Genomic DNA, 17,918 nt, shown 5'->3' on the forward strand with positions numbered 1-17,918 from the left:
TTCATCCCCCCCAATACAATGCAATCAGCCCAAGCAAGCTTAAGGCGGATATCAAAGCGGGCAAAGTAAGCGGAGGGCCGGTCATGAAATTGCGAAGCTCATAGCCTCCTACGCGTTCACCTACACCATGGATATGCATGTATGAGCCGTAGGCTCCTGCCAGGATACCGACGGACAGCAGTACTGTCAGTAGATTTAGCAGCCAGTTAACATGGTAATAGGTAAAGAGAAGTATGCTCAAACCGAACAGCGGAGTGGCGATCACAGGAATCCACATCGACCAATGCCGGAAATTTTGACGATAATGGAATAACGTGACCTGCACAAAAACAACAAGGAATAACAAACCCGTCGCAAGAAGAAAAACGCGATCCTGCGTCCATCCGTTCCAACCCAAATCCATCACCATCCACGATTGTTTTTCATACAAGTTGTAGGATTCCTCCATTTGGTAATTTCATGCAGAATTCCTAAGAGGAAAGTTCAAAAAATTAGGGGTAACGGTAAAACGAAAAAAAGCCTGGAGTATCTACTCCGGGCTCAATTCGTGATTTGTATTCAAATGCACCGCCGACTCCGTAAAGCTTTCTCCTAACCCCTTTCGTACCAATACCCGGGAATCCTTTTTTCCATGCGAAGCAGCGCTTCCAAATAGTAATAGTCGCCCCAGATGATATAATCATCAGGTCCCAGGTTGCCGCGGACATAGTAGGAGCCGTGCTGCAGGATTCCCTCCGCCTCCGGCTGATCCCGGGTGGAATAGTTCTCATACAAGGATCGCATGGAGCGTTGAACAGCATCCCTAATGTCCTTGTATTCCTGATCGGCCTGCCCAAGCTGCTCGAGGTGCTCCAGCAGCTCCAGCATCCCGCAGGCTGCAATGGCCGCGGCGGAGCTGTCGCGGTACGTTCCCTCCCCTTGGGTCACATCGAAGTCCCAGTACACCACGTGATCCTCCGGCATACGCTCGATAAAGTAGCGCGCCAGCCGCTTCGAGGTTTCCAAGTAGAGCGGATTTCCCGTATACCGGTAGCATAGAGCAAAGCCATAGATGCCCCAAGCCTGGCCCCGCGTCCAGGTGGAGCCATCGTGAAAGCCTTGATGCGTTCCGCCGCGAACTGGCTTGCCGTCCTCCTGATCGAAGTAAAAGGTATGATACGAAGAGTCGTCTCCCCGCACCAGGTATCTCCGGCTCAGGTCCGCGTGCTTCACGGCGATCTCCTTATATTTGAGCTCGCCGGTCTGCTCCGAAGCCCAGAACAGAAGCGGCAAATTCATCAAGCAATCGATGATGATCCGGCCCCCGTTCTCCGGATCCCCCTCGGGTCCCCAGGCTTGAATATACTGCCCCTTCGGACGCCACCGCTCCAGCAGCTTATCGGCCGCATCGAGAGCCAGACGCCTAGCCTCCTCGCTGCCTTCCACGATCCAGCCGGCCAAGGCCGAAGGACAGTAGAGGAAGCCGATGTCATGATGATTCAGACTGACATTTCCGTCCAGCCGCCGCCGGAAATCATCGATTTGCCGGACGGCCGCATCCCTGAAGAACGTATCTCCCGTATACTCATAGCTGAGCCATACCATTCCGGTGTAGAAGCCTTCGATCCAGTCCGTATTTTCCCGCCAGACGTAGTGCTTTTCGGAGCTGTCACCGTTCTTAATATGGGGGAAGAGATCGCCCCGGCGCAGCAAATTGTTTTTGATTTTCGAGATAGCGTCCTCGATAGCCGTAACGTAAGTCATTCGGTTTACTCCTTTTATCTGGTGTTATAGATGAATAGCTTCCAGCCGGTTTTCCTTCCGTGCCCGTTCGGCGGCAAATGCGATGGCATGACCGTAGATGGATTCCTCAAGCGCCGTGTAGGAAAGCGAAGGCTCCCTTCCTTGCAGCACTTGCACGAAATCCTCGACGAGGAGCAGGTCTCCTCCGCCATGACTGTCATTGGTCACGCTGCAATCGATTCGCCTTTCGTCATAATCCAAACCGTGGGTTGTATTCGGTTTGCGGACCACGAAATAGCCGTCCTCCAGATTCCCTTGAATGTCGCCCTTGGTCCCCACGATATGTAGGGTACGATACGATTTCGCTGCGCCGCCGATCATATTATGAGTAGCCGTGGCCCCGTTCTCGAACTCCATCATCACGGATTGCCGGTCAACCACGTCATTATCGCTATGCCACACGCATCGGCCGTAGGGACTCTCCCCCTTCAGGATGCGAACCTTTTCCTCATCCGTAAGCTGGACTCCCAAGTCGAAGTGGTCCCACACATGAAAATTCCATTTGTCATTTTCGATATAATGCTTCTTTGCGGAATAGGGACATGTCGCTTCGATGCTGCAATCCAGCAAACACCTCTTCCCCGCTCCTTCCGGAGCATGCTCCGGCCTGAAATGGACCAGACCCCCGAAGCTCCCGACTCGTACGGGCTTCACCCCGTTCATTACCCAGGCAATAATATCCAGATCATGGCAGCATTTTTGCAGCAGCATGGGAGAGCCGCAAACCGCTTCGTTGTTCCATTTCCCCCTAACAAAAGATACCGCCATATGATGGTAGCTCACATGCTCCGCCGTTTGGATGTTGACGATCTCTCCGATTTCACCGGAGGCTATCGTCTTGCGGATGCCGGCATAGAACGGAGCGTACCGCAGCACGTGGCAGATCATGACAATCCTATGATGTCGCTGCGCCGCCTCGCGCAATACGGCGATCTCGTCCATATGAATGCCTATCGGCTTCTCCAGCAGCACGTGATACCCCGCATCCAGAAGAGGCAGCGTCGTATCCACATGCAGACGATCCATCGTCCCGTTGATCGCCGCATCGGCAAGCTTAGGGGCTGCCGTCAACGCTTCCACGGAGTCGAAGCATTGTGATTCCGGAATGCCGTAGAGGGACGCCGCAAGTCTTCTTCGCTCCGTATCCGGGTCTGCGACACCTACGATCCTGAGGCGCTCCGGATGCTTTTTCGCATAGGAAGCATAAATCATGGCCCGCTGCCCTGCGCCTACAAGCACTGCAGTAACAGGCTGTAATAGTTTCATGGACTGCTCAGCTCGCTCTCATAGGATAGTATCCGTCGATTCACTTTCTCTCTCACGGCTAATAGCCATTCATCTTCACGGGGATACACCTTGAACGTAAGAGGCGTATCCAATTCCTCTTCGATCAGCGCCAGCACCTGTTCCCTGCCGATGTAACGCTCCAGCAGCTGTAACGCCCGCAAGTCCTGAAGGGCATCGTGAAATACAACAAGCCTCAGAGATTCGATCGGCCCCTCCGGACCGGGATAAACAACGAAGGCATCCCCGGAAGGGAAAGCAAGACCGCAATCGGTAACCCGGAACGGATCGATGAGCCTCTTGGAATACTGGCTGTACCAAAAGTTAAAGCCCCAATGAAGAAAGCCTTTGATATCATATTTGTATAATTGGTAGCCTATGATCCGGTTTCGTGCCGACGCGTGCGCAAAGAAACGGTTCGAGACGTCAACAAACTGGGAATTACAGTAGTAAGTCCATAACCCAGTGACGTTTCGCTCAATAAATGGCTCGATGCGATCCAAGGCAGGTACCGGTGTCGGCACCACCCCCTTCTCGTAGAAGGCAATATCGGACAGGGCGTCGATTCTGGGGAAGCCCTTCAAATGTTCGTCGAGAATCCCGGCGGCGGAAGCATACGCTTCCAAATGCGGTAGATGCGGCTCGTCGGAGACATGAAAGAAGACGAGCTTCTCCAGGCCGTTTTGCTTGATAAACGAAACCAGCTCAGGAAGAAAACGGGCCAGGAAGCCCTTGTACTCGGGGCCGGAAGCATCCGTTTCCCAGCCGAAGAGCCTGCGGGCTTCCCCCTCCTGCCACCCGATGATTTTCGGAGCATGCTTCGCTCCCCACTGGGTAAACAAATGGGAAAACTCAAAGTACTCGATCCCTTTGCTTCTGCCAAGCTCCACCCAGCGCTTCAGTCTGTTGAAGCCAAAGGCATAGCCATCCTCCGTCAACGTAACGTCCACCAGCTGAACGGTCGGACGTTCTCCCCCGACTTGGGTATCGAGCGGAGGCGTAAACAGCGGGGTCAATAACAGGTTGACCCCGTTCTTCACAGCCGTTTCGATGAATTCACCGATCAGCTCCCAATGCTTCTCGCTGAAGATGCCCACCCGGTAATACTCCGCAATGCAGTCCGCGTGAAACCATTCCGTGTGAAAAAGAGTTTGCTTGGGAAGCAGCGGCGGCAGCACCTCCAAATGAAAGGTTTCCTCGCTTAGCACCTCGCCCTCCGATGACTTGAACACAATGCGGATCGGGTGAAGACCGGCCGCAGACTGCTCGGTAAGCCGGACAGTAACCCATATCGCATGCCATTGTCCTCCCAATGCGGGTACTTCCTCCTGCCCTAACAAGGGATAGAGGGGATCCGGGTATAAGCCGGGCGTCGACCGCAGCACATAGCCGTCGTGATGATCCCTGACAGGATACTCCGAAGGCGCAAGTCCTACACGGCGAAGCGTTACGGCCTCCTGCAGGTCCGACTCTACCGAAACCCTCATATTGCGGATTCGCTCAGCGGCACGGTAGGCAACCTGAAATGAAAAGGTTTCTTTCCGTAAGGCCGATGCTTTTGAGAAGACCGGCGAAGAAAGCTCCCCGTCGGCGAACACCTTGGCGAGAGCGCTTATCAATCTTGTTTTCAAATGAATCCCATGGCTGCTGTTCATGACTGCTCTCCTTAGTCCAGCGCTTGTATAAACCGTATCAGCAGGTCGGCATGCGCTTCCGTGAGCTTATTGCCCCTAAGTGCCCGAACCTCTTGTATCAGCGCATCGTACTGCTTTTTCTCCAGCTTTCCGTTCATGGATTGGATCAGTCCGAATTCACCCGGTCCCGATACCCACCCGCGGATCAGACTGCTCACAGCTTCCCTGGTCACCCGAATCGTAACGACTGCCTCCGCCGTGCTTTGATTTCCCGCCGCATCGGAAGCGTATGCGGAAATCCTGTGTTCACCCGGAATCAGCTGGTACGCCGGGGACTGAAGCAGCGGCGCTTCACAGGAGCTGTACGTCACACCAGAGACGGTGTCGGTTGCCCTGCAGGTAACCTTGACCGGCTGATCCACCGTGTATTCCCCTGCTCCCTCCAGCCGGATGACCGGAGGTGTCTTATCGACGAGGAAGACGCCTGCGTAGGCCGACTCCTCCTTGCTGCCGTAAGCATCCTCAGCCGTGACAAGAATATTCCGATACTCGCCCTCCGGAAGCTCGGCTCCGCTCCAGGAAAATTCCACATTAGGCAGGGCAGGCTCTGTCCGTGGCGGGACCTCCAGTACTACGTACTTCTGTATCCCGCCTACAGCGGCCGTTACTTTCACCTTATCCCCGTCCGCATCCCACACCTTGGCACGAATGCTGTAGACGGATGCTGCATTGCCTGTTTGCACGGATGCCCCATCGTTACTAACGGATACATGCGTCCCTGTGGATGGGTTATACACACTCACGGTGACGCTGACCTCGCGAGCCTTCCTCCCTGCCGGATCCTGAACGTTATAACTTAGCGTGTAATCGCCGACTTTGGATGTATCCACGTTTCCTTCCACCGTGACCCAGGAGGTCACATCGCCGAAAGAAACGCTTTCCGCTTTATATTCGGGCGCCTGGAACGCCTGAAATAATGGCCAGCTCAGCTTCTGTCCGCCGCCCACGGTGATGACCGGATTCAACGTCTCCAGTAAACCGCCGGGGTAAACCTTCAGATTATCCATATAAAAGGTGCCCGAGCCTCCTGTGGCGGTAGAAGCCGCGAAGCCGGCGAAATGGGATACCGAATAACGGAAACCTTGATCGATCACCTTCAGTTCGCCGTTGACATACAGGGAAAAGCGATTTGTCACCGGGTCCGCAATGATTTTAAAGCGATACCAAGTGTTTTCACTATACGGCTGTATGACGGTATCTCCACCTGATGAATTCTTATACGTGAAAACGTGACGATTATTAATATTGGAAGACATCACCGTAATCCCGTTCGTGCCGGCTTGATCCTTCAGATTCCAAGAATGGAAGGTGCTGTACGATGGAAGCATCACATCAAATTCCGCAACAACCGGACCGTATTGGGTGAAAAAGGTTTTCGTTGCGACGGAAGCGCGGCTGTTGCTGTCTTCGAATTTCAAGCTTTTATCCGCTGCCGTCGGCGTCTCGCTTATCGTGATGGGGCCGCCGCGTGCGTCCAGCACATAGCCGGACGGAGATTGGCCGCTGGGCTCGCGGTTGTAATCGTCGTCGATCAAATATTCATACGGATAGATTTTCACGTTGTCTGTATAGACCGTCCCCGTCTCTTCCACACCTGAAGACACTAGGAATCCGGAAACCTCGGGTAGAGGATACTGCAGCTCCAGCTCGGCTGCCTTCCTGCCGTCGAAGAAGACCGAGTAACGGTTCTTGGCTGCGTCAACCATCATTTTGACAGAATGCCAGGTGTTCGGAGCCATGTTGCCCACGACCTCATGGGACCCTGCGGCGCCTTGGACGATCAGCCCAACTTTAGAACCTTGAATCGTTGCCGCTGACACACCGGACTCTCCTTGCAAACTCCAGGAGAATCCATCGGACTCCTCGGACAGCAGGATATCAAACTCAACAGCCGTTCTCTTTGCGGGCAGGAACGATTTTTGCGCTGAAACCGTCGCGCTGGAGCTTGTGTCGTGCAGCTTGAGACTTCCGCCTGACGCTCCCGGTGCAGCGGCAATGACGGCAGAACCGCCTTCCGTGCGGAGAGTATACCCACGCGGCTCCGCTCCCGTTGCCTCATGATCGAAGCTGTCTTCAGCCCAGACGGTAAACGGATAGACGACTACGTCATCCAGGTAGTGAACGCCCGTTCCCGAAGTACCTGTGGAGGCGGAGAAGTTGTTCAGCGAGGCTACCGGCTTCCTGAACGGGACCCCGCTTGCCCTCAGGCTGCCGTTTACGTAAATATTCGCTCGGTCGGTTACCGGATCGGCTAGAATCGCAATCGTATACCAGACCTGCGGCGAGTAAGGCTGAAGGACGGTATCACCTCCGGCTGAGTTTTTAAATATGAGATTGCCCCCGCTCGTCATTACCGTAACTGCATTCACCGTCCCGTCCCCTTGCAGGTTCCAGGAATGGTAGCTGCTTGCTGCCGGCAGCATGATTCTGAATTCCGCCCGGACGGGCTCCGACTGCGAGCCGATCGGCTTGGTAGCGACGACCGCTAGGCTGCCTGCGGTATCGGTTAGCTTCATGCTTTTGTCGGAGGCATCCGGCACCTCGGCAATGGCGATCGTTCCGCCTGTAAGATCAAGCGTGTATCCGGGCGGCGGCTCGCCTGAAGCGGATGTGTTAAAATCATCGCGGATGAGATAAGCATTGGCATCAAGCGTCACAGCCCTTACCGTTTCGCTCATGGCGGATCGGAGACCGGCCGGGTCGAAGGCGGCTACCGAATAGCTGTAGCTTGTATTCGGCGCTAAGCCGGTATCCTGGAACGAAGGCGAATAGACAACGCCGATCTTCACTCCGTTCCTGAACACCTCATAGCCGGCCACACTGGAGTTATCGGTGGAAGGCAACCAGCTCAGCCGAATCTCGCTCTTCGATACCGGTGCCGCCGACAGCTGCGCCGGTGTGCTTGGAGGCAACTGATCCGCAGCCGGACGGGTTAAGGCCAGCTTGATATGCAGCGAAGCTCCCTTTGCACCGACAGGGTCCACGGACAGCTGAACCGTAGGACTCAGCTGCAATACCTTCACACGCGGATCCAGCTCCAGAACCCCCTCAGCCGCCTGATGAATTTCGAGCATCAACGGCTCGGTTTGCGCTTGTGTCGGGTCCGATACCGATACGTCTAGTGTATTCACCGTCGTTTCTGTCATGACGGATGCCTTGGAACGGCTTGTGATCCATGGCGTACCGTTTGTGAAAACACTGGCCGGACGCTCCGTCCAGAAGTTGGCGCCGACGATGCCCATGCTCCCTTCACGGACTGCCTGCACTTCCGGCGTATTGCTCAGCACTTGAATGGAGGAATCTCCCGCATAACGCTCCGTCTCCGCCGCGGTCATGCCCGGAAGCAGCACATAGGCGTAGGTGTCCCCAGCCGGCCTGGTTCCATGCTCGAACCACAGTCTTTGATAGCTGCGCGTAATCGGTTCCGTTTCCGCAGGACCTTGAATCGCCCCCCAAGTACCGGTTTGAGCGGTCCTGGCGCCTTTCACCGTACCCCCGTTCGGGAAATAATAACCGATATCCGAGCCGGGCGCCGGACCGGTCAGATGCGCCCATCCTGCGTTGTCATACGTCTGCACTGCTCCATCCATGCCCTTAGACTGTTTCACCCCGTCTACGGTCAGTACGGACGAGCCGGCAGCATCCAAGCGCCGATTCTCTATGATCGTCTCCACGGGAAACTCTCGGGAGGAAGAGATGCCCGTGCCAAGCGCAACAATTTCATCATCGAACATGAACCATGATTTATGTCCGGTCAAGCTTGTGCCATACGGATTAAATTGCATGCCGGCCACGCCGAACTCCCCGTTCGATACGCCGCCCACCCAGTTATGCGGCGTTTTCGTGCTTTGTCCCGCACGGTCGGCCAGGGGCTGAATATCCGCCGTGATGCCGGACAGCCGGTAAGGGTCAACCGTCGCCCAGTAATCCTTGTCATACTGGCCTAAATCTCCGTTATACAGGTAGGTCGCTCCGTCGCCGGTACGCCAGCCGTGCAGGTTGTTGCCGTTAATCGATTCATAGCGGAATACCCGGCTCGACGACATGCTGATGCCGAAGGCAAATCCGGGGCGTCGGTGCACCACACGGTCGGACTGGGTATACACTTTATTCATCGCCATGTCGCCATACGGCTGTATTCCGGCATCGTGATCAATCCTCTTCGCAGCGGCGGAATAAAACAGCGGAGCATGGGTGAGAAAGGGACGAAACGTATCCTCCGTTACCCAGGCTTTCACCATCCCTGCAAATGCCGCTGCATCCGCAGGAGGGGCGAACAGCATGGCCGTCAGCACCCCCTGGATGACCCTGTGGCCGGCCACATGGCTTTGCACCCCAGAGTTCGAGATCAGCCTTCCCCGGAACATATCCATCTGCCCGCCCTTATACAGGGTTGGGGCGAAGCTGTCATACACCCATCGGAACAGGTTAGCCGCCGAAGGATCGGTCACCTCCCATGCAGAGCCGTCCAGCAAATACACGGCATTCGCCAGCAGCTGGAAAAAGGTCGTTCCGTAGTTTCCGATGTACGGATGAGGCCCGTGCTGAAGGAAGGATCCGTCCTCATGCATCCCGTCGGCCTCCGGGATCGTCGTATAGGCGAATACATTGTTAAGCCCGTTCGTCGAAGTCGCCGTGCGGGTGTTGTCGCTTAGCGCATCCCGAGCCAAGGCGATTTCAGCGCCGTCCTTAGCCAGGACGCCTCTGAGCATGTAGACCCAAGCCTTCTCCACCCGGTTTGCCCCGGTGGCGGCGGAGCCGTTGGTCAAATTGGGATCGGGCGAGAAAGCCTTCACCGCTCTGAGATAACCCCCGATTTGCTCTGCCGTCAATTCGTCATATAACAACACAATCGTATCCATTAAGTTTTGGGGAGCTGACATCTCCCAGTGATACCAGTTGTCGTACCGGGCCGTATTTTCGTTATATCGATTCGCATAGTTCCATTCCAAGGCATCGATTATGGCCGATCGCAGCGACGCATCCCCGAAATAATGGCTTCCCCGAGTTGAATAGGCTAAGGCCATAGTGCGAATTCGCTCATACGCAACGACATTGTTGCCGGACCGGGTCTCCCCGGTTAGATCCGTCCACAAGCAGTCGCAAGCCTTGCGCCCTTCCCCGGTCTGAAGAGACTCCCATACGCCGGCAGCCTTCTCTTCAATCAGACGAATTTGATCTGCCTGATCAGGGTCGCCGGGATCAGCCCAGGCTCCCCCGTTCAGCACGTCCTTCCATTTCAAACGAAGCGTATCGAACGCATCCGAAGGACCTTCTGCCTGTGCCGATACCGGCAGCAGACTTGGCAGGAACAGCAGGATACAAAGGGTCAAGATGAACCGTCGATTCTTCCTCACAATGCATCACCTCTTTTTACACGGGTGGGATTTCGACTCATCGACTCATGGATCAGCCTTTAATGGCTCCGATCATAACACCTTTCACGAAATACTTTTGCAGGAAGGGATAGAGGAACAAAATCGGAACCGTCGCGACGATGATCGTGGCGTATTTGATCGTTTCCCCGATCGACATCTTATCCCCGCCGGCGGCCCCGGTTAACATGGAATCCGTACTATTGGTGATTAGAATTTCCCGCAGAATCAACTGGAGCGGATACAGCTCCCTAGTTCGCAAATAAATGAGAGCGTTGAACCAGCCGTTCCAGTGCGCTACGCCATAGAACAAGATCATGACCGCTACAACCGGCATGGACAGCGGAAGCACGATGCGGAACAAGACGGTGAAATCCCCCGCCCCGTCGAGCTTGGCGGATTCCTCAAGACTGACCGGGACCGCTTGGAAGGCCGTGCGCATAATGATCAGATTGAACGCACTCATCGCACTGGGAATAATTAAGGCCCAGCGCGTATCGAGCAGGCCGATGTTCTCAACCAGCAGATACGTCGGGATCAAGCCGCCGTTGAAGAACATGGTAAATACGATCAGGAACATGATCGGATTTTTCCACATGACGCTTTGCCGGGATAAGGCGTAGGCCCCCAGCGATGTCATAAGGATATTGAGCGCGGTGCCCAGAACTACATACACGATCGTGTTCGTATACCCTGTGAGGATCGACGGATTGTCAAAAACGAGCTTATACGCCTCCAGCGTAAAGCCCTTGGGAAACCAGATCAAACCCCGGGTCTGCACCACCCAGGCCGGGTCGCTAAGGGAAGCCGCCAGGACATACAGGAACGGGTAAATGGTGAACACCGACAAAGCGATCATGAATAGAACGTTAAACGCATCAAACAGCTTTTCTCCCCATGTACGTTGATTCATGGACGATGCCATCCCCCTTTACCACAGCTTGGTTTCGCTGGTGCGTCGGCTTATGGTGTTGGCGAGTACCAGCAATATGAAGTTGATGATCGAGTTGAACAAACCGACAGCCGCGCTGTAGCTGAAATCGGATTCAAGTATCCCTTTGCGGTACACGAAGGTGCCGATGACGTCCGCCGTTTCGTACGTGCTGCTGTTGTAAAGCAAAAGAATTTTGTCCGTCCCTACCGTCATGAAGTTGCCGATCTGCAGGATCAGCAAAATGATCACGGTCGGAGCAATACCCGGGAGGGTAATGTGCATCGTTTGCTTCCACCGGTTCGCTCCGTCCACCTTCGCCGCTTCATATAAGGACGGATCGATGCCGGACATGGCGGACAAATAAATAATGGAGCCCCAGCCGACGCTCTGCCAGATCCCGGAGGAAATGAAGATCGTACGGAACCAGCCGCTTTCGCGAAGAAACGCAATGGGCTCGATGCCGAACCAGGCGAGCACATTGTTAATCAGTCCGTCCCTTGCCAGAAAATCGACCATCATCCCGGCAATCACGACAATGGAGATGAAATGCGGCATGTAGGTGACGGTCTGCACGGCTCGCTTAAAGACGGCGCTGCGAAGCTCGTTCAGCAGCAGAGCCAAAAGGATTGATGCAGGGAAAGCAAATAGAAGCTCATACAAGCTGAGCAACAGGGTGTTGCGGAGCAATCTCCAGAAATAGTAGCTGTTAAAGAAGTCCTGGAAATGCTTGAAGCCTACCCAAGGACTTTCCCACATCCCTAGACCCGGAGAAAAATCCTTAAATGCAATCTGCAAGCCATACATGGGTGTGTAGTAAAAGACGAAATAGTAGAGCACTACAGGGGCCAGCATGAGATAAACATATTTATTCACCGCCAAATCCCGGATGGCCCGGTATTTGAAGCTGTTCTTATCCTCTGCTGAAGGCCGGCCTGCTTGCTCTTTGATTACGGTGGACATACGTGGCCCTCCTGTCGGTCTGGGTCTGGAAAGCAGTTCCGGCGGAAACGGAGGGCTATCTTACCCTTGCCCCCGCCCCGCCGGAGCCTTATCTCTACTTGCGGCTGTTGAAGCGGTCGAGGGCTGTTTGACGTGCTTTGATCGCTTCTTCGATCCCCATCCCCTTGATCGTACTGACGAATTTATCGAAATTCGCGATCGGCTCGGAGCCCATGATGAATTTGCCGAACATTTCGTCGCGGTACGTTTTCACATCATTCATGATAGAGGCCGTTTTCGAGCTTTCCTCCGCCGACAGCGTAATCGGAGGCATAAGCTTGGAATGGTCCGCCTGCATCCACGTCTTCTGCGCATCCCGCTGCTCCGGCATCGTGTAGAACTGCTCGATGTACCGCTTATCCTGCACGAACGGTCCGCTGTAGGAGGCTTGGAAGAACTTGGCCATCGCCTGGGCAATCGGGAGCTTATCCGGATTGTTCAGTACAACGTCCATATACTTAGGGTAGCCGTTCTCCATTTTGTAGCTTTGGCCTTCGATTCCGAAGTTGAACAGCATATGACCTTCCTGCCCGAATTTGTAGTCCAGCCATTTGACGATTTGCTCCGGATTGGCAGCGGTAGCACTGACTGCCGCACCAATGCCGGTGAACGGATAACTGTACTGTCCGAGCGCCTTCTGCCCTTCCTTAGCCGAAGGATAAGGAAGGCCCGCCAAGGTAGCTTCCGGATTCGAGCCCTTCAGTAACGGAATATAACGGCCAATCCCGCTTCCGGCATAAGCGTTCATGACACCGACTTGATGACCCGTCACCTTCGCGTCCTTCAATTTGGAATCGGTCGTGGCATAGTCCCGGTCGAGCAGCCCTTCCTTGTACCACCTGGCCATTGTGGTCAAAAATTCCTTATACTCCGGCTGCATCGGGCCGAACTTGACCTTTCCATTCTCCTGGTAAAACTCGTTCGTAATGCCCCAAGCTCCCACAAGCATATGGCTCAGCTCGATTTCATTGCTCGGATGCACCGTGAACAGCAGCGGAATCTCGTCCTTCCTCCCGTTGCCGTTCGGATCTTTATCGCGGAAGGCGACAAGGACGTTCTCCCATTCACTGATCGTCTGCGGTACCTTCAGACCCAGCTTATCCAGCCAATCCTTCCGGATGGCGGGTCCGTTCACGACGGATAACATTTCGTCTCCATACAGGAACGGCATAACATAGATATTGCCTTCGTCCGTAGTAATCAATTTGCGGAATTCCGGCTTTTCCTTCAGCAGCTTGGACAAGTTGGGAGCGTGCTTGTCGATCAGCTCGTTCAAACGAAGAATGCGTTTTTCCTTAATTAAGCTGTCTGCTCCCTTCGGTGCCGCATTCCAGCCGTACTCGATGACATCCGGCAGCTTGCCGGAGGCGATCATCAGGTTGAACTGGTCTTTTTCCTGCCCGACCGGCGGATGCTGAAACTCCACCTTCGTTCCGGTGATTTTCTCCAATTCCTTGTAAGCGGCAATTTCATTGTAGTTTTTCATTGTAGCCGCTACGTTGGCATTCAATGCCGTCCAATAGGTGATGGATTTGGGGTATTGCGCTTCTGTCTGGGCCTGAGGCGTTGTCGCCGGCTCGCTGTTCTTCGGTGTCTCTCCTGTGCCGCCGCAAGCGGCAAGAACTCCGGCAAGAAGCGATACGCTAACGGTACAAGCCGCAGCTTTCTTTGTTTTCATCATAATGGGTGGACCCTCCTTCATGGTTGAGTGACCTCTCTCACGTTTTACTTTAGGCCGTCGCGGGCTTTCTGCCTATAATCCGTTGCAAACTGCACCAACCGTCCTTCACATCAGGCATAAACCGTTTTCTATCGGGCAAACCGTTCTTCACATCTTCCTGTATTTCACTTGTCTTTACTAATTTTATCATGGTATCTTGGAGGAGTGGGTGTACTTTAACCAAAAAGGGGGAGTGTAGATGCGAAAAGCACGGAAAAGCGTATTTCTGACCTTATGGCTATCCTACCTCCTCATTCTGCTGATTCCCGTATCGATCTCCGTTCTTCTCTACGCCAATGTGGAAAAAAACATGGTCGACAATGCCAACCGTTCCAACCTGGCCATGCTGGAGCAGGCAGGCGAGATTATGGAGAATGAATTGCGGGATATCGATCGGCTGCTCCTGCAAATTTCGACGCATCCTAAGCTGCAGACACTTTGGAACCTGGATAACGGCGAGCAGTATTTGGGGTACACCGAAGCGGTAACGGCACTGAGGAACATGCGTTACGGCGAAATGCTCGTGGACAATTTTTTGATCCGGCTGGATCAATCGGATATCATCCTGACTCCAAGTATGAAAACGGATACAGAAACCTATTTCGCCCAAATCGCTCCATATCGGGATATGACGGTTCAGGAGGTCAGGAATCGCTTTTTCTCCGGCTCCCATTTCAAAACCTGCTGGCCGTCCTCGCCGGTTATGGACACGACGGTTCCCAAGAATGTGATCACCTGCGCGGTTACGCTGCCTTTAGGCGAGAGGGATAACGTTCGGGCCACCCTGCTGATTCAAATAGGGGAACGGCAAATGGCATCTATTTTGAAAAAAATGGACTGGGCGGGCGAAGGCTCCATCTTCATTGTTGATGCCGCCGGGCAAATGCTCTTTTCTACGCCGAAGGGCCGTCTCCCGGAAGTAATTCAATACCAAACCATGAGCGGCGGCCATTCCGAGATTTATCCTATGGATGGTCAAAACTATATGGTTTCCTACACCAAGGGAGAAAGCGGATGGAGATATGTGTCCGTCATGCCGGAAAGCTATATCCTGCATCGCGTTAACGAGCTCAAGGTATGGGCGCTGACGCTTCTGTGCATCGCTCTGCTGGCTGGAACCTGCGCCGCCTTATGGATGGCCTACCGGAGTTACAGTCCCATCCGGGACATGGTCGTCACCTTGCTGGGCGGGAAAGAAGAGATCAAGCATACCGGGAACGATTACGAATTTATTCAATCCTCCATCAAGCGGCAAATGCTGGAGAGCAAGGAGCTTCACCAAAAGCTGAAGGACCATCTTCCCGTCGTCCGGGCCCACTTCCTCACCCGCCTGCTGAAGGGCCAGACCCATCGGGATGACATGAATGACCAGACCTTCGGTTATATGGGGATTCAGTTTCCGTACGGCTGCTTCAGTGTGCTGCTCGTTGAAGTGGATGATCATTCCGGTTTCGCGCGTAATGACAGCGAAGAGGAGTGGGCGCTCGGAAGGTTTATTCTTGTCAATCTCAGTACGGAGTTAATCGGAGAAAGCGGTTATGTGGTGGAAACGGACAGGAATCGGCTGGCGATCGTGCTCAGCTTGCCGGATGGCTCCGACAGCTCAAAGCTGGCACGCGCGGAGCTCATCGGGAAGCTGAAGGATGTCGTAGAGAATCGATTCAAGATGAAGATTACGATTGCCGCCAGCTCCATTCATCAAGACGTCCGTGAAATGAAATATGCCTATGAGGAAGCGCTCAGCGCCCTGGACTACCGCATTATTCACGGAATTAATTCGAGCATTTATTATGATGAGCTGGTTCAGCTGGAGACGGCATATTACCATTACCCGATCGAGACGGAAATTCAATTGATGGGTTATTTAAAAAGCGGCAAGTCCTCCCATGTCGTCGAGCTGCTTAACGAATTGTATGTGTATAATATTGTCTCCCTCGGGATCACCCCTCAGATGGGCAAATGCCTGTTCATCGATCTGTTAAGCACGGTGATGAAGGTTCTAGGGGCGCTGCAGATTGATGAACGCAAGGTTTTCAGAGGAGCCGACCCTACGAAATATATTATGAACAGTCTTTCCGCACAGGAGATGCTCTCTAAAATCCAGGACCTTTGCCAAGGGATCTGCGACAGTGTTACGGAGGCACGGAACGGTCAAAGCTCCCAGTTAAATGAAGATATCCGAAGGTATATCGAAGCCAATGCCTCCGACAACGGTCTGGGGCTTACATCGATCGGAGACCGCTTCGGCCTCTCCCCTCAGTACGTGTCCGCTTTATTCAAGAAACAAAACGGCATCAATATCACGGATTACATCGTGGAGACACGTATGCAGCTGGCTAAGCAGCATCTCTGTGATCCGGGCCTGACGATCCTGCAGGTGGCGAACAAGGTCGGTTATGCTACCGATATCGGATTTATCCGTGTATTCAAGAAGCAGGAAGGCATGACGCCTGGCAAATATAGGGAAATCAATGCCGGTTCGGCAAATATATCCGACAGCCGGTTATAATGCTGACAAACTTGCATCAGAAACCTCCCTCTATATACAAAAAACCTGAGGCTAGGGCCTCAGGTCATTTTTATTGTCATTTGTATTGATGTAATCGCTCAATCCCTTGTGCCGTTAACAATCGATCCCCTGCCCTGGCATTTGCAGCCGCCTGCTCGGGAGACTTTGCACCTAGTATGGCTACTGCCCTCTAAAGTCCGTTGAACAGCTGATTAGAGGGCGTTGTTAACATTATTTAATTTCGGTCATGGCTGCACGGATCGCTGCACTCTCTTCTTCATTAGGGCCATAAATTCCCGGAGGAACCAAGCCTGCTTGCCGTATAAGAATGGTCATTTGTCCGCGATGATGGATTTGGTGACGCACTGCCATGTTCAAAACTCCTGCGTAGGTTGTATCTATAAATCCGAACAACTTAAGAGCTTCGGACAGCTTCTCATCGTTCCAATGCCCCTTCAATGCCGTAACAACTGCATCGCTCATTTGACGGTAGCTCTTGGAGATCTCTGCTGCACTAGTTGGCGTAGGCAGTTTATAATCAGGTCCCTCGATTTGCAATCCCGCGGCTTCGAGAATCGCTCCAAGACCGCCAACCAAGTGCCATCCTAAATCGCCAAGCGTCTTAGGCTTCTCCTTTGATACCGCTTGGTTAAGAGACGAGTCAGTTAACGTCTCCAGCACTTTCAATGTGAATGAAGCTTCCATCTCCCAATCTTTAATAAATTGATTGATGCTTTGATACATGTCTGCACGCTCCTTCTCAAATGTTAAAATATGTATATGATAAGAGCATATCATTTTTGGAAGTATCGTAGCAACATTGGGCACAGTCTTGAGGTGGACGCTATGAATGGAATCAGCCAAAATCAACAATAATAAAATAGAGCTTTTACCTACATATTTGAGGAGACATCCGAATGTGGCCTGCTTTCTCCCCCGCCGATTGGTTAGTCATCGGGCTTAGCATTGCCGGTCCCGTTCTTGCGCTATTCGGTTATAATGTATACCGAAGAAGAAAACAAACCGGCAAGTGACGGCGATTCCAAAGCTGTCTATTACGACAAAGCACCTGGCTGACAGGTGCTTTTCTTGTCCCTCATTATCACTTGCCACGATAATTCGATTGAAGTCCGCGGAATTAGGTAGAGCCACAAGCAAAATCTTGTTTTGCATTTTTTTATGGTGTTGTCCATTATCGGCCCCGGTGGTAATATAAAATGATCTTCAAATTAAATATTGGGGAGGTATCTACTACCATCATGTATAACATTCCGGTCGAAGCCACTCTCGACGTGATCGGCGGCAAATGGAAGGTTGTTATTTTGTGCCATTTGGATAAGGGAGAGAAGCGAACTAGCGAACTGAAGCGATTAATGCCCTCCATCACTCAAAAAATGCTGACACAGCAATTGCGAGAGTTAGAAAACGATGGAGTGGTAAAACGAACAACTTACAATCAGGTGCCGCCGAAGGTCGTTTATTCGCTGACCGAATACGGTTGGTCGCTTAAACCGATTCTGGATGCCATGTGCTCATGGGGTGAGAAGCATATCGAGGCGGTTGCCGTTCCCCAAAAGCTATTGCAAGAAAGCTGATTTAAAGATAAGGGGCTTACCCTCAT

Annotated in this window: 11 protein-coding genes; 2 read left to right on the forward strand and 9 right to left on the reverse strand. The window is 53.2% G+C overall.

Annotated features, from left to right (window positions below; genetic code table 11):
• Nucleotide 1: 1 nt before the first annotated feature.
• The 8 genes from QMO62_RS29095 to QMO62_RS29130 all read right to left on the reverse strand — a co-directional run bounded on the left by QMO62_RS29095 (nucleotide 2) and on the right by QMO62_RS29130 (nucleotide 13,746).
• Nucleotides 2–430, reverse strand: coding sequence for a hypothetical protein (locus tag QMO62_RS29095; protein ID WP_348651736.1), 429 nt, complete (start codon nucleotides 428–430; stop codon nucleotides 2–4).
• Between the two features lie 161 nt (nucleotides 431–591).
• Nucleotides 592–1,743: a glycoside hydrolase family 88 protein gene (locus QMO62_RS29100; protein WP_284645989.1), complete on the reverse strand. Its 1,152-nt coding sequence runs from the start codon at nucleotides 1,741–1,743 to the stop codon at nucleotides 592–594.
• A 24-nt stretch (nucleotides 1,744–1,767) separates the two neighbouring features.
• Nucleotides 1,768–3,048, reverse strand: a complete 1,281-nt coding sequence (locus QMO62_RS29105; protein WP_284645990.1) for a Gfo/Idh/MocA family oxidoreductase — start codon at nucleotides 3,046–3,048, stop codon at nucleotides 1,768–1,770.
• Nucleotides 3,045–4,721, reverse strand: a complete 1,677-nt coding sequence (locus QMO62_RS29110; protein WP_284645991.1) for a DUF4091 domain-containing protein — start codon at nucleotides 4,719–4,721, stop codon at nucleotides 3,045–3,047. Before QMO62_RS29110 ends, QMO62_RS29105 begins: the two co-directional genes overlap by 4 nt.
• 11 nt (nucleotides 4,722–4,732) lie before the next feature.
• Entirely contained in the window at nucleotides 4,733–10,117 is a 5,385-nt protein-coding gene (locus QMO62_RS29115) for a polysaccharide lyase family 8 super-sandwich domain-containing protein (protein ID WP_284645992.1), read from the reverse strand.
• Nucleotides 10,118–10,169: 52 nt separating this feature from the next.
• Nucleotides 10,170–11,048: a carbohydrate ABC transporter permease gene (locus QMO62_RS29120; protein ID WP_284645993.1), complete on the reverse strand. Its 879-nt coding sequence runs from the start codon at nucleotides 11,046–11,048 to the stop codon at nucleotides 10,170–10,172.
• 18 nt (nucleotides 11,049–11,066) lie between these two features.
• Nucleotides 11,067–12,029, reverse strand: coding sequence for an ABC transporter permease (locus tag QMO62_RS29125; protein ID WP_284645994.1), 963 nt, complete (start codon nucleotides 12,027–12,029; stop codon nucleotides 11,067–11,069).
• Between the two features lie 94 nt (nucleotides 12,030–12,123).
• A complete protein-coding gene (locus tag QMO62_RS29130; RefSeq protein ID WP_284646720.1) occupies nucleotides 12,124–13,746 on the reverse strand; it encodes a type 2 periplasmic-binding domain-containing protein in 1,623 nt (540 codons plus the stop codon).
• Nucleotides 13,747–13,987: 241 nt separating this feature from the next.
• Between QMO62_RS29130 and QMO62_RS29135 the strand changes: the two genes are divergently transcribed.
• Entirely contained in the window at nucleotides 13,988–16,297 is a 2,310-nt protein-coding gene (locus QMO62_RS29135; RefSeq protein WP_284645995.1) for a helix-turn-helix domain-containing protein, read from the forward strand.
• A 231-nt stretch (nucleotides 16,298–16,528) separates the two neighbouring features.
• Here the strand turns inward: QMO62_RS29135 and QMO62_RS29140 are convergent, their stop codons facing one another.
• Nucleotides 16,529–17,041, reverse strand: coding sequence for a DinB family protein (locus tag QMO62_RS29140; protein ID WP_284645996.1), 513 nt, complete (start codon nucleotides 17,039–17,041; stop codon nucleotides 16,529–16,531).
• A gap of 473 nt (nucleotides 17,042–17,514) precedes the next feature.
• On the opposite strand from QMO62_RS29140, the gene QMO62_RS29145 reads away from it, so the two are divergent.
• Nucleotides 17,515–17,892: a winged helix-turn-helix transcriptional regulator gene (locus QMO62_RS29145; RefSeq protein WP_284645997.1), complete on the forward strand. Its 378-nt coding sequence runs from the start codon at nucleotides 17,515–17,517 to the stop codon at nucleotides 17,890–17,892.
• Nucleotides 17,893–17,918 lie beyond the last annotated feature (26 nt).

The sequence above is a fragment of the Paenibacillus silviterrae genome (genome assembly GCF_030167925.1).
GTDB lineage: Bacteria > Bacillota > Bacilli > Paenibacillales > NBRC-103111 > Paenibacillus_G > Paenibacillus_G silviterrae.

Bases quoted from the DNA above. Each gene is read 5' to 3' on its own strand.
- QMO62_RS29125 (WP_284645994.1), bottom strand. From the start codon at position 12,029: ATGTCCACCGTAATCAAAGAGCAAGCAGGCCGGCCTTCAGCAGAGGAT.
- QMO62_RS29145 (WP_284645997.1), top strand. From the start codon at position 17,515: ATGATCTTCAAATTAAATATTGGGGAGGTATCTACTACCATCATGTAT.
- QMO62_RS29120 (WP_284645993.1), bottom strand. From the start codon at position 11,048: ATGAATCAACGTACATGGGGAGAAAAGCTGTTTGATGCGTTTAACGTT.
- QMO62_RS29100 (WP_284645989.1), bottom strand. From the start codon at position 1,743: ATGACTTACGTTACGGCTATCGAGGACGCTATCTCGAAAATCAAAAAC.
- QMO62_RS29105 (WP_284645990.1), bottom strand. From the start codon at position 3,048: ATGAAACTATTACAGCCTGTTACTGCAGTGCTTGTAGGCGCAGGGCAG.
- QMO62_RS29135 (WP_284645995.1), top strand. From the start codon at position 13,988: ATGCGAAAAGCACGGAAAAGCGTATTTCTGACCTTATGGCTATCCTAC.
- QMO62_RS29140 (WP_284645996.1), bottom strand. From the start codon at position 17,041: ATGTATCAAAGCATCAATCAATTTATTAAAGATTGGGAGATGGAAGCT.
- QMO62_RS29110 (WP_284645991.1), bottom strand. From the start codon at position 4,721: ATGAACAGCAGCCATGGGATTCATTTGAAAACAAGATTGATAAGCGCT.
- QMO62_RS29130 (WP_284646720.1), bottom strand. From the start codon at position 13,746: ATGAAAACAAAGAAAGCTGCGGCTTGTACCGTTAGCGTATCGCTTCTT.